The sequence below is a fragment of the Cellulosilyticum sp. I15G10I2 genome (assembly GCF_900095725.1).
In the GTDB taxonomy this organism is placed as follows: domain Bacteria; phylum Bacillota; class Clostridia; order Lachnospirales; family Cellulosilyticaceae; genus FMMP01.
Map to the genome: position 1 here is coordinate 99,375 of NZ_FMMP01000015.1, position 12,311 is coordinate 111,685.

The window sequence follows — 12,311 nt, forward strand, 5'->3', positions numbered from 1 at the left end:
CTCTAAAAAATGGCGTTAATACCCTATATACTCTGAATAGATGGACCGCGCCGCATTTTCATCTTTGGCATTTTTGATGATTGCCCGTCCATCTGAAAAAAGATTGATTTCTATAGTACTATCAGAAAAAGAAAGCATAAATTTGTTAAACTTTACATTGCCTGCATGGGATAATTTTTTAGATAGACTCTCAAAGTTAATGTTACGCTTACCAAAGGGAATAACCTGTATAGCATCTCGACCGCATAAGGTAGTGGTATAAGGCGTTTGAGGCTGCGAAAGAAAGGTAAATTCACGATGAACGCAGGCAGGGCATTCTAGGTTTTTCTTAATATCAATCTGCCCTGTATCGTTACTCCATACATCCATATAGAGTAAACTGCGGCGTATGTCTTCTGAACCAATAAGGATTTTTAGTGCCTCTACGGCCTGATAAGAAGCGACAATACTAGGAATCATGCCAAGCACACCTACTGTACTGCAAGTATCATGGGAAACATGAGCACCCGCTCCAGGAAAGGCGCAGAGGAAACAAGGGGCATCTTCACTGGTCAAAATATTCATAGACATACCAGTAGTGGTAATGGCACCCCCATATATCCAAGGAATATGGTTTTTTACACAGGCATCATTAATGATAAGGCGAATACCCATATTATCAGTGCCATCTAAAACTAAGTCGCATCCCTTAATAAGCTCCTCTATATTCCAGGCATTAACATCAGTTACAATGGGTTCGATCGTTATAGAGGAATTGATTTTTTTAAGATGCTCTGCAGCTGCAATTGCCTTTGGGGTATTATTTGTTACGTCATCTTCGTTAAAAAGAGTCTGTCTTTGTAAATTAGAAAGTTCTACATAGTCTCTGTCAATGAGTCTAATATGGCCTATACCTGAACGACATAGAAGATTGGCAAGTGCAGTACCCAAAGCACCGATCCCTATAATGGCAATAGTAGAAGATAATAATTTTTCTTGACCTGTCTGTCCGATATCTCTAAATGCTATTTGTCGTGAATACCTATTAAAGTTGTGCATTATTGCCATCTCCCCTCTTTGACAATTGCTTTTATGGCCTGGATGCAGGCATCTATATCCTGAGTGGTATTAAAATGATTAGGACTTATACGGAGTGTTCCACCCGTATTTACTGTGCCTATAAGCGTATGTGTATCTGGAGCACAATGAAGTCCTGCACGAACTGCTATATCAAACACATTATCTAACATAAAGGCACAGTCCATAGTATCTATTCCATCAATAGTAATAGATACAACACTGCTGCGCTGTGCATAGGGACCAGGGCCGTATAGTGTAACTTCATTTATTTGGCTTAGTCCTTCTAGTAGGCGGTTGGCAAGGAATGTCTCTTCTGAATGAATGCGTTCTACGCCTTTATCAAGTATATATTGAATACCTTTGCCTAAGCCATAGATACCAGCTGTATTTAGCGTTCCGCTTTCATAACAATAGGGGCTTTCTTTTGGCTGCAAAAGTAACTCAGAATGAATGCCTGTACCGCCTTCTATAAGGGGAAGAACGTCTATCCCACTGCGCATATAGAGTCCGCCGGTGCCTTGTGGTCCGAGGAGTCCTTTATGTCCTGGAAAAGCAAGAAGATCAATACACATTTCCTGTACATTAATTGAATAAACCCCTATAGACTGTGCAGCATCAACCAAGAATAAAATATTTCTTTCGCGGCATAGTTCACCTATTTGTTTGATCGGATTGATTGTCCCTGTGACATTTGAAATATGAGTAAATACCATAAGCTTTGTATTTGGCCTAATAGCGCTTTTGATAGCTTCAATATCAGCACCGCAAGAGACGGAGCAGGGAATTTTGGTTAGCTGGATGCCGTGAGACTTTAGTTCTTCGAGTGGGCGGGTAACAGAATTATGCTCTAAGGTACTTGTTATAACATGATCGCCTGGACGAAGAACGCCTTTTATAGCTAAATTCAAACTTTCTGTGGCATTTTTGGTAAAGATTATTTCTTCTGTTTTTTTAGCAGAGATAAGTTTTAGAATCAGTCTTCTTGTTTCTTCAATAGCCTCTCTTGCAGCTAGAGACAGCTTATGACCCGAACGACCAGGATTACCACTATAGTGTCTCATTGCTTGATCGACCCCTAAATAAACACTCTCTGGTTTTTTAAATGAGGTTGCCGCATTATCTAAATAAATCATGATTAAAACCTCCCTAGACTTATCGTACTAAATAGATAGGAATTATATGTTTATCTTACAAATAAGATGAATGAAAGTCAATATACTATAAAAGATATGATTTTATAGTACTTTAGACAAGAAAAAAGCCTAGCGGTAGATAGAATGCTAGACCAAAATATTATTAGTGTGTCTCATTTTGAGGAAGTGCTATTTTAAATACAGTGCCTTTGTTTATTTGGCTGATAGCAGTTATGGTACCGCCATGGGCTTCAATAATGGCCTTAGTGATAGTAAGACCTACTCCAATACCGCCTGTTTTATGATTTCTAGACTTATCTACACGATAAAAGCGTTCAAATATAAGCGGTAGATCTGATTCGCTTATACCTATACCAGTATCTTTAATATATATTTCAACTGTTTTTTGATGGCTTACGCTATTAATTTCAATCTTTCCGCCTTCATTGGAGTATTTAATAGCATTAGAAATAAGATTATTAAATACTTGACTCATTTTATCTTGATCAGCATAGACTAAAACTTTTTTGGGGTGATATGAAACATGAATGTTTTTTGATAAAAGGTCTTTCTCATAATTATCTAAGAGCCTTAAAATAAGCCCAGATATATCAAATTCTTGCTTATTAAGTAGGACATTGTCGTTTTCGATGCCTGATAGATTTTCAATACTGCCAATAAGTTTTTGTATGCGGATTATCTCGTCATAGCAGCTTGAAAGCCTTTTGGTATCCATCTCCCAGATCCCATCAATCATGGCCTCCATATGACCTTGTACAGAGGTGAGTGGTGTTCTAAGCTCGTGAGCAACATCTTGGGTAAGTTGTTTTCTTAACTTCTCCTTGCCTTCAAGCGCTGAGGAAAGTTTATTAATTGTTTTAATTAACATTTCAATTTCTTTGGTATTAGAAGTATCATCTAACTTCTCTTTATATTTTCCTTCAGATAATAAGAGCGCTTTATGGGCAATCTTCTTAAGCGGATCACTTATTCTTAAAGACATTATTATGCCAAGACCAAATGCTAGAACTAAGGAAATAATACCGATAATCATAAATAGATTATTAAATGTTTTGATAAATATAAGTTCTTCATTATTAAAGAAATAGGGCCCAAGATATCCTGTAGTAAGCGTTCCAATTTTTGTACTATTACTCATAATAGTATAAGTTTTTTCCTCATACTGGCCATTCCAGTCGGAGCGGTAACTATACATGTTTTCTTGCATGCTGAATATCATTGCTTCACATAAGCCATTATTATGATGAGAGGCAGACCAAATAATCTTATTATCAGCATCAAAAACTTCAATAATCATACCTTTTTCTAAAGCATTCATACCTATGCGCTCAAGATATGTTGCATCAAAGAAACGATCAGTCTGGTATTGCTCTTTGATTAAGCCAATAATCTCATTTGTTTGTTTCTCTTGCCGGTTGATGACATAGTCTTGAAATTGTTTTTTGATATACGTATTTGCAACTAGACTTATAAGCCCAACAATGATAACAACAACTAATAGGTATGACACGGTTAGCTTACTGCGTAATGAATAGCGCAATCTAATCACTCCCAAACTTGTAGCCAATGCCACGGACAGTTATGATATACTTACATTCTTTAGGATCATCTTCAATTTTAGAACGAAGATTTTTAATATGAGAGTCGATAGTTCTGTCATATCCTAGGTAATCACCCTCAAATGCAACACTAATAAGTTCTTCTCTTGTAAAAACCTTACTTGGACGTTTGGCTAAAGTAATTAATATTTTAAATTCACTGGGGGTTAAATAGGTTGCTGCGTGTGCTTTCTTAACAGTATAATCTGCACCGTTAATGACTAAATCCTCGTTATTAAAAGACAGCATATCTGAGTTTTGATCATCAGAAAAAGTTCTTCGAAGAAGTGCCTTAACACGAGCGATCATCTGTCTGGGACTAAAAGGCTTTGTGATATAATCATCTGCTCCAATATCAAGCCCATTAAGAATACTTACTTCCTGAGATTTAGCGGTTAACATGATAATAGGAACTTTAGAGGTTTTTCTTATTTCCCTGCATATTTGTTCGCCGCTAATATCGGGCAGCATCAAATCCAGCAAGATAAGATCAATATTTTGACTGTTAAATAGTTTAAGCGCATCATAACCTCTTAGTGCTTTATAAACTTCATAACCACTATTAAGCAGGTAAGATTCTATAAACTCAACTATTTTTTCTTCGTCTTCAACGATAAGTATTTTTTTAGAATGGTTATTCATTAAAATCACCTTTTTTTGGGTTTATTTAGATTACAGCAATCTAATCTATCTTTACCATAAAGTGTTTCATTTTGTTTTGCAACTGTTTCAAGAAATTTTTTTAACATACTTTTTAGTTTAGCAAACATATTTAACCCTCCTGTTTTTATTATTTTCTCCAATTTGCAAACATTGGTGCATATTGAGTAAGTGCAGTTTCTGCAATGAGGATTTCTTCTTCATCTTCTGTTTTGAGATCCTCTGTTATTGGAACAGGATTACAGCCACCTTTAATAAGTTCAATCTGATCAACTGTAAAACGATTGCCGCAATTTCTGCAGATCAGTACATCATCTTTCTGCTCATAGTACCCACGTCCTGATCTGTAGCAGACTTGGCAGGTATTAAGTGCTGTTCGAACGCTGCCATCAGAAGCTCTTACGGCTATAATCTCCATGTAAGTATCGTTAGATTGGTATGGATAGAAGCTAGCTTCTTCTGTAATATCAGATTTTATAATAGTTAAATCTCCACGACTAACTGCTTCAAGATTATTGCTTGTGGAAGCAGCTTGTGATTTATTTTGAGTGTTAAGGAATACAAATAGTACGGCTATTACTAAAACAGAACCGATTATAATGGGCATTTTATTATTAACATTACCTTTAGAAGTTTTATTATGCTGATTTTTATTCATTTTAAAACACTCCTTTAACTTAGTGATATACTATGAGCATATCAAAGCTTTATGGATTTTTCATGGATACGATGCAAAATCTATTTCAATACATAGCTTTAATAGTATAAAGTTACACTATTAATAACGTAAGTTAGAATAAGTATTTGAGGTTTATAATCATACTGTATATAATTAAAGAAGTATACATTGAGAGAGAGGTTTAATATGAAAATAAATAAAAAAGCAGGGTCAATAATGGTTATTGTGTTAGGTGCTGCAACTGTTTGTCTAGGCGTATTGGCTTTATTAAATTATGTCCCTATTGATATTGCAATGATATTTTTAGGCTGCACACAATTAGTTAGCGGCATAAGTCAAATGCGTATGGCACAGGAGTTAGATTCAAAAGGAGAGAAGAAAGACACTAAAAAAGTTGGAAGGTTTTCAGTTATTATAGGTCTCACAATAGTTGTTCTTGTTATTTTTAAAATGATAATAGTACAGTTTATCTGAACATAACTTATAGGTGCAAAACTCTAAGATATCATTTTGCAAATAAAAACCGATATAAGGGAAATATCACCTTATATCGGTTTTTATTAATGCTGAGAAATTAAGCTTCTTTACTTGTAATATAGCCTTCTGCTTTAAGAAGTTCTGCGATAAGTACAGCACCTCCGGCAGCGCCTCTTACGGTATTGTGTGAAAGACCTACAAATTTATAGTCGTAAAGAGAATCTTCTCTTAACCTACCCACAGTAATACCCATACCATTTTCAATATCACGGTCTAAATGAGTTTGAGGTCTGTTGTCCTCTTCAAAGTATTTAATAAATTGTTTTGGCGCGCTTGGAAGTTCTAGTGTTTGTGGTTTACCTTTATAGTTTGCCCAAGCTTCAAGAATTTGTTCTTTAGAAGGTTTGTTTTTAAATGAAACAAAAACTGTTGCTAAATGACCATCTGTTACAGGAACACGAATACATTGTGTTGTAATGAGTGGCGCTTGCGCTTTAACAATTTCTCCATTTTGAACTTCGCCCCATATTCTAAGTGGTTCTTGTTCGCTTTTTTCTTCTTCTCCACCAATGTAAGGAATAACATTATCAATCATTTCTGGCCAATCTGTGAAGTTTTTGCCCGCACCAGAGATTGCTTGATAAGTAGAAGCAACTACTGTTGTTGGTTCAAATGCCATTAAAGCTGAAAGCATTGGTACATAGCTTTGAATAGAACAGTTAGGCTTAACTGCAATAAAGCCTCTTGTTGTACCAAGTCTTTTTCTTTGAGCTGCAATAACTTCTAAGTGACTATCATTGATTTCTGGTATAACCATAGGTACATCTGGCGTCCATCTATGTGCAGAGTTATTAGACACAACTGGTACATCAGCTTTTGCATAAGCTTCTTCAAGTGCTTTTATTTCTTCTTTTTTCATATCAACTGCACAGAAAACGAAGTCTACCCCAGCTGCTACTTCTTCAACATCCGCAGCATCTTTTACAACTAATGTTTTGATCGCTTCTGGAATAGGGGTACTCATTTTCCATCTATTAGCTACAGCTTCTTCATAAGTTCTGCCAGCAGAGTTTTTACTAGCTGCAATAACTTTTACTTCAAAATAAGGATGGCCATCAAGCAACGTTACAAAGCGTTGACCTACCATGCCAGTTCCGCCGACAATACCTACTTTTAATTTATCGCTCATTTCATCACCTTACCCTTTTGATTATTGTATAATTATTATATTTTACTAATAAAGTAACAAAAACACAAGAACCTATATTATTTTTTCATATAATTACCAAATATTATAGACATTTAAGTAAAATACTGGTTGTTTTATGAGGCCAAAATCAGAATCAAACAATTATTACCATGATAAGATTGTTTGATTTAAAGAACGCTTTATGATGTTTCACATATTATATTCATAGAAGGATGTGGATAAGCTGCGATGTATTGTTGAAGTGGAGGGGAAATGATGGGAATCGAAATACTTTATGTCTTTTGGTTTGCAAGTATTATTATGGTAGGGGGCTATATAGTGTGGATAAAAAAGACGAGCTGTAAGCAATCAATTGTAAATGAAAGAAAAGTTTGCGAAGAAAGGATAAAATTTGATTCCGATATTATATACAAGTTAGCCTTTGAAGATGAGCTAACAGGATTATACAACAGGAGGAAATTTTTAATAGAAGGAAATGATTTGCTGCAATCTAGTCATCTAGCCCATCAGTATGCACTTTTATCTATTAATATAGATAAATTTACTTTTATAAGAAGTATTTATGGATACCATACGGGCAATGAAATTTTAATAAAGACAGCTCAAATTATACAAGAGCTTACTGCAAAAAATGGTATTTGCGGCAGAAGAGACGACGCGGGGTTTGCTATTTTATTTCAAATACAAGAGGTAGGGGACATAAGCCTTTTATATGAAAGTTTAGCAGCTCGTATTTCTAAGATAAAGATTAAAGAGAATATAAACTATGGACTACAAATATTAGTTGGCGCGGCAATTTATCCTACTCATGGAAGCCGAATGAGTGAACTTTATGAAAATGTAAAGTTTGTTGAAGATCAAATGAGAAAAAATGGGAATAAGACATTTCAGATTTTTGATAACGAACTCAAAGAAACTATTTTACGTCAGCAAGTTATAGCAATGGAACTGCAGGAGGCTATTAAAAATAAAGAGTTCATATTAAATTATCAGCCTAAAATTGATACGCTTTCACAGAAAATAGTAGGGATGGAAGCACTCATAAGATGGAAACATCCTAAAAAGGGTTTTATATCCCCTAATGAATTTATACCTATAGCAGAACAAGCGGGACTTATTACAGAAATAGGAAAGTGGGGACTTATGGAGGCTTGCTTGCAAAATAAAGCTTGGCAAGACAAAGGCTATGAAAAGTATATTGTTTCAGTGAATATCTCAGCTATTGAATTTTATCAAGAGGATATGTTAGATAGTATAAAAGAAACATTAAAAACATCAGGTTTAGAAGCGCAATATTTAGAAATAGAATTAACAGAAAGTATGACAATTATAGATAAGAAACAAACAATAGCTAAGATGAAAGCAATAAGGGCGCTTGGGGTAAAAATTGCATTAGATGATTTTGGAACGGGATACTCTTCATTAAGCTATCTCAAGGTACTGCCAATAGATGTGCTTAAACTAGATCAAAGCTTTATTGTTGAAATAGAACGGGATCACGTAAGTAAGTGTATAACACTTTCTATAATAGATCTATCTAGATTATTAAATATAGAGACAGTTGCAGAGGGCGTAGAAACAAAAGAGCAGGCAGAGCTGCTAAGCGCAATGGGGTGCAATATGATACAGGGCTACTATTATAGCAAGCCTATAGAAGCGGATCTATTTGAAGAACGTTATATGAAAATAGTGTAGGAGGTCTATTGATGAAAGCCGCCGGAGAATTTTAGTGTGCTCCAAATGCTCACCTCCACATTTCTAAAAATGTAAGTACCATTTGCAAAAACCACTAAGATTTTCTTGGCAAAATGTTGCAGAGGCAGCTTCCGTGTACTAAAATCTCCCGATTACCTATAGAAATCTCCCTAGGAAAATTAACAGTCTGCCCTTCCAGATTAGGAGGGGCAGACTGTTAATTGATTGAGTAGTTAAGCCTTAGTTGCCGTAAGAATCCATACAAATTTATTCATTTGTTCAAAGGTAATGCTAAAGCCTACATGTGTAAATAAACCTTTTAGTACAGTATGCGTAGTATAGAACTCTGTTTGCAGATCATTAGCCAGATTATGATAGCCCTTTGATAAGGCATCTTGTAGAATGGCTTCACCGTCTTCTGGTGAGCGATACATAGTATCAGCAATAACAACCTTACCTGAGGGTTTTAATTTTGAGGCAAAGATGTTGATCGCTTCCCCTTTTTCATCGTCTGAGAGGTGATGAAAAGCGTAGCTACATATAATAGCATCCACACTTTTATCAGGAACTGGGATATTCAGAAAGCTTCCTTCGATAAAATAGATACTCGGGTATTTATCTGCAGCAAGTTTCCTCATTTTTTGATTAGGCTCTATCCCTGTCACGGCATAATTTGCAAGAGAAGCAACATAGGCAAGATTGCCAGTACCAGAACCTATATCTAATACTTTAGCCCCTTCAGGTTGATCTATTTGTTTAACCGTCTGCTTAAGAATAGCTTGATAATTAATAAAAACCTCTTGGTACTCACCGTCTTTATCAGCTACAGTAGCGTCATAAGCATCTGCCCAGCCATCAAATAGTGCATTAAACCTAAAGTCAGAAAGATTAAATTCAAAATCATACAAGTTTTGGCTAAAGTACCTGTCACTTCTATCAGGAAATACTGTAACAATATTGATCTCTTTACTCGCCCTATAAGCTTCTTTAACAGCTCCTGCGATAGCCGCACCAGAAGAAGATCCGACCAAAACCCCTTCTTTCTTACCAAGAAGTTGGACATAGTAAGAAGCTTCCTCATCAGATATTTTTTGAACCTCATCAATAAGAGAAGCATCAAAAATACTAGGAATAAAGTGATTGCCTATGCCTTCAATATGATAAGAACCTTCCTCGCCGCCACCGAGTATAGAGCCCTCGGGGTCTGCAAGCACAATTTTAATATTAGGATTCATTTCTTTAAAATAAGAAGCAATGCCCATAATCGTGCCGCCAGAACCTGCACCGGCTACAAAGACGTCAATTTTGCCATCAAGGGCATCATAAATTTCTTTGCCAGTTTTACGATGAGCGGCTACGTTAAGTTTGTTTTCAAATTGTCTAGGCATAAAAGAGTTCGGAATAGCAGCAGCTAGATCCTGAGCTTTTTGCATAGCACCTTCAATACCATCTTCTGTTGGGGTTACAATGATTTCAGCACCCAGTGCACGCATGAGTACTTGTTTTTCTATAGCAAATTTAGCAGGGATTACAAGCTTAAGATGATAGCCTTGTTCAAAAGCAGCCATCGCAAGCCCTATGCCAGTATTACCAGCAGTAGCTTCTATAATGGTAGCACCAGGTTTAAGAAGTCCTTGCTGCTTGGAAACTGTTAGGATCTCATGTCCTACCCTATCCTTAACACTTCCACCAGGACTCAGATACTCAAGTTTAGCAAAAAGATTTGCCCGAGTACCAGGAGCAATGCGGTTTAGCTTAAGAAGCGGGGTATTGCCGATAAGTTCACGGATATCGTTAATATAATGCATACTTTTCCCTCCTCTATTCATATTTATAATCTTTTATACGTCTTATAAACCACGTTTTAGATCTTCTATAATATCATTAATGTCTTCAATACCTACTGATAATCTTACCAGACTATCTGAAATACCAAGTTTTTCTCTTTGGTGTTTTGGAATAGAAGCATGCGTCATAGCAGCGGGCAAGGAGATAAGACTTTCGACACCGCCTAGACTTTCGGCAAGGGCAATCATTTGCACACCTTCTAAGAGCTTGTGTGCAGCTTCAGCACTAACAAGTTCAAATGAAATCATGGCCCCCATATCAGGGTAATAGATTTGCTTAACCTGAGGAAGAGTCTTTAAAAACTGTGCTAATTTCAGAGCATTGTCCTCGGCCTTATCCATTCTAATAGCAAGTGTTTTGATACCTCGGATCAGCAGCCAGCTGTCTTGAGGCCCTAAAATAGCGCCTACTGCATTCTGTAAAAAATGTATTCGTTCTTTTAATTCTTCTGTATTTACCACTGCAAGACCAGCAACTAAATCACTATGGCCTCCTAAGTATTTGGTAGCGCTGTGTACGACAATATCAATACCATGCTCAATGGGTCTTTGAAGATAAGGGGTAAAGAAAGTATTATCGACTATAGAAAGCAAACCATGTTTCTTAGCAAGCTTGGCAATGGCAGATAAGTCAGTTAGTTTCATAAGCGGATTGGTAGGCGTTTCAATAAAGATCGCTTTAGTGTTTGCGGTGATGGCATTTTCAACTTCGATCAGATTAGAGGTATCTACTAGCGTGTAGCTGATCCCTAAGTTAACAAATACTTTATCAACCACTCTAAAAGTCCCTCCATACACATTATCTGATAAAAGTATATGATCTGTGGATTTTAAAAGCATCATCACTGTAGAGAGTGCAGCAAGCCCTGAAGCGAATGCAAAGCCGGCGAGCCCCCCTTCAAGTTCTGCTATAAGTGTTTCGAGTGCATGACGTGTAGGGTTACCTGTTCTGGAGTATTCGTATCCCTTATGTCTGCCTATGCCATCTTGTCTGTAAGTAGATGTTTGATAAATAGGAACACTTACTGCGCCGGTTGATGCGTCTTCAGGTATGCCCCCATGTATTAGCTTTGAATGAAAGTTCATTTTAATGCCCCCTTTAAAATAACAAATAAGTTTATAAATGAATTGAAAAATAATTTTATAAATACTAAATCAACTAAAAAAATCATATCCGAGTAAAATGATTATTTACTAGGATATGATTTTTCAGTTTGAAAAGAACCTTGTTCTTCCTAAAATCCTACTATAAGATGAAGACGCTTTTGCATTAAATGTGTATATAACTGAGGAAATTGTGGATATCTTTAGAGCGATTCATTGTAAGCTGGGGATTACTGTTCCTCTATTTACCCTATTTATTGCTCAACTTAAGGTGTATGAGAAATGAATAAAATCAAATACTACCCAAATAGGCAATCATTTTGAATAGACAAGAAGTACGAATAGGTAAGGAGGATGAAAAATGTTTAAAAAGATAGTTGTTATATATATGATGCTATGTATAAGCATCCTATGTACAGGATGTAACCGCAGATCTGAATTTATATATGAAATGAACGTTGGCAATATGTTAGGAAAGGCCATCAAAGTCGATGTAGTAGGTCTGGGAACGGAATTAGATGAAACGGGAAGCCAGATTACCTCTGCGATTTTAAATATTAATATTACGAATATTGGAGCGGAGGATATTCAGTTAGAAAAAGATATTGTTATATCAGCTATTCAGGGCAGTATGAAGGCAACTCTAATCAAAAATACTATTATTGAAGGTAAAAGTCTTGAACCTCAAGATATAGGAAGTTATGAGGTTGATTTTGATTTTAGGGGCAAGGGAGATGTAAGAGTTGATTTCGAAGTAGATCATCAAATACAAAGCTTCGTTATTACAACAAATTATCCGGCGAAAATAACAAAAAGCAGTTAAATTTC

The 12,311-nt window shown here is 36.0% G+C and carries 12 protein-coding genes; 3 read left to right on the top strand and 9 right to left on the bottom strand.

The annotated features are described in order from the left end of the window. Nucleotides 1–15: 15 nt before the first annotated feature. The 6 genes from BN3326_RS14640 to BN3326_RS14660 all read right to left on the bottom strand — a co-directional run bounded on the left by BN3326_RS14640 (nt 16) and on the right by BN3326_RS14660 (nt 5,129). Complete coding sequence (locus tag BN3326_RS14640; protein ID WP_207646353.1) at nt 16–1,038, bottom strand: ThiF family adenylyltransferase; 1,023 nt, start codon at nt 1,036–1,038, stop codon at nt 16–18. Continuing rightward, nucleotides 1,038–2,192 (bottom strand): aminotransferase class V-fold PLP-dependent enzyme, encoded by a 1,155-nt coding sequence (locus tag BN3326_RS14645; RefSeq protein ID WP_069999995.1) that lies wholly within the window; start codon nt 2,190–2,192, stop codon nt 1,038–1,040. Before BN3326_RS14645 ends, BN3326_RS14640 begins: the two co-directional genes overlap by 1 nt. Before the next feature lie 163 nt (nt 2,193–2,355). After that, nucleotides 2,356–3,723 carry a sensor histidine kinase gene (locus tag BN3326_RS14650; protein ID WP_207646354.1) on the bottom strand — a complete coding sequence of 456 codons (1,368 nt, stop codon included), beginning with the start codon at nt 3,721–3,723 and terminating at the stop codon, nt 2,356–2,358. A 31-nt stretch (nt 3,724–3,754) separates the two neighbouring features. Next, nucleotides 3,755–4,453, bottom strand: a complete 699-nt coding sequence (locus BN3326_RS14655; RefSeq protein WP_069999997.1) for a response regulator transcription factor — start codon at nt 4,451–4,453, stop codon at nt 3,755–3,757. Between the two features lie 5 nt (nt 4,454–4,458). Beyond that, complete coding sequence (locus BN3326_RS22555; RefSeq protein WP_255363197.1) at nt 4,459–4,581, bottom strand: LDCC motif putative metal-binding protein; 123 nt, start codon at nt 4,579–4,581, stop codon at nt 4,459–4,461. A 20-nt stretch (nt 4,582–4,601) separates the two neighbouring features. Then, nucleotides 4,602–5,129: a DUF2318 domain-containing protein gene (locus tag BN3326_RS14660; RefSeq protein ID WP_069999998.1), complete on the bottom strand. Its 528-nt coding sequence runs from the start codon at nt 5,127–5,129 to the stop codon at nt 4,602–4,604. A gap of 207 nt (nt 5,130–5,336) precedes the next feature. Between BN3326_RS14660 and BN3326_RS14665 the strand changes: the two genes are divergently transcribed. Continuing rightward, a complete protein-coding gene (locus tag BN3326_RS14665; protein WP_069999999.1) occupies nt 5,337–5,624 on the top strand; it encodes a hypothetical protein in 288 nt (95 codons plus the stop codon). Nucleotides 5,625–5,724: 100 nt separating this feature from the next. On the opposite strand, the gene asd is transcribed toward BN3326_RS14665, so the two are convergent. After that, the gene (gene asd / locus BN3326_RS14670) at nt 5,725–6,816 is read right to left on the bottom strand and encodes an aspartate-semialdehyde dehydrogenase (protein ID WP_070000000.1); all 1,092 of its coding nucleotides are present in this window, start codon (nt 6,814–6,816) and stop codon (nt 5,725–5,727) included. Nucleotides 6,817–7,092: 276 nt separating this feature from the next. On the opposite strand from asd, the gene BN3326_RS14675 reads away from it, so the two are divergent. Further along, nucleotides 7,093–8,532, top strand: coding sequence for a putative bifunctional diguanylate cyclase/phosphodiesterase (locus BN3326_RS14675; RefSeq protein ID WP_070000001.1), 1,440 nt, complete (start codon nt 7,093–7,095; stop codon nt 8,530–8,532). A gap of 233 nt (nt 8,533–8,765) precedes the next feature. Here the strand turns inward: BN3326_RS14675 and BN3326_RS22670 are convergent, their stop codons facing one another. Together BN3326_RS22670 and BN3326_RS14685 are read right to left on the bottom strand one after the other, a co-directional pair. After that, nucleotides 8,766–10,340 (bottom strand): pyridoxal-phosphate dependent enzyme, encoded by a 1,575-nt coding sequence (locus BN3326_RS22670; protein ID WP_070000002.1) that lies wholly within the window; start codon nt 10,338–10,340, stop codon nt 8,766–8,768. 42 nt (nt 10,341–10,382) lie between these two features. Next, entirely contained in the window at nt 10,383–11,465 is a 1,083-nt protein-coding gene (locus tag BN3326_RS14685) for a trans-sulfuration enzyme family protein (RefSeq protein ID WP_070000003.1), read from the bottom strand. Nucleotides 11,466–11,844: 379 nt separating this feature from the next. Between BN3326_RS14685 and BN3326_RS14690 the strand changes: the two genes are divergently transcribed. After that, on the top strand, nt 11,845–12,306 hold the full coding sequence (locus tag BN3326_RS14690) for a hypothetical protein (RefSeq protein WP_070000004.1): 462 nt from the start codon (nt 11,845–11,847) through the stop codon (nt 12,304–12,306). The last annotated feature ends 5 nt before the right edge of the window (nt 12,307–12,311 follow it).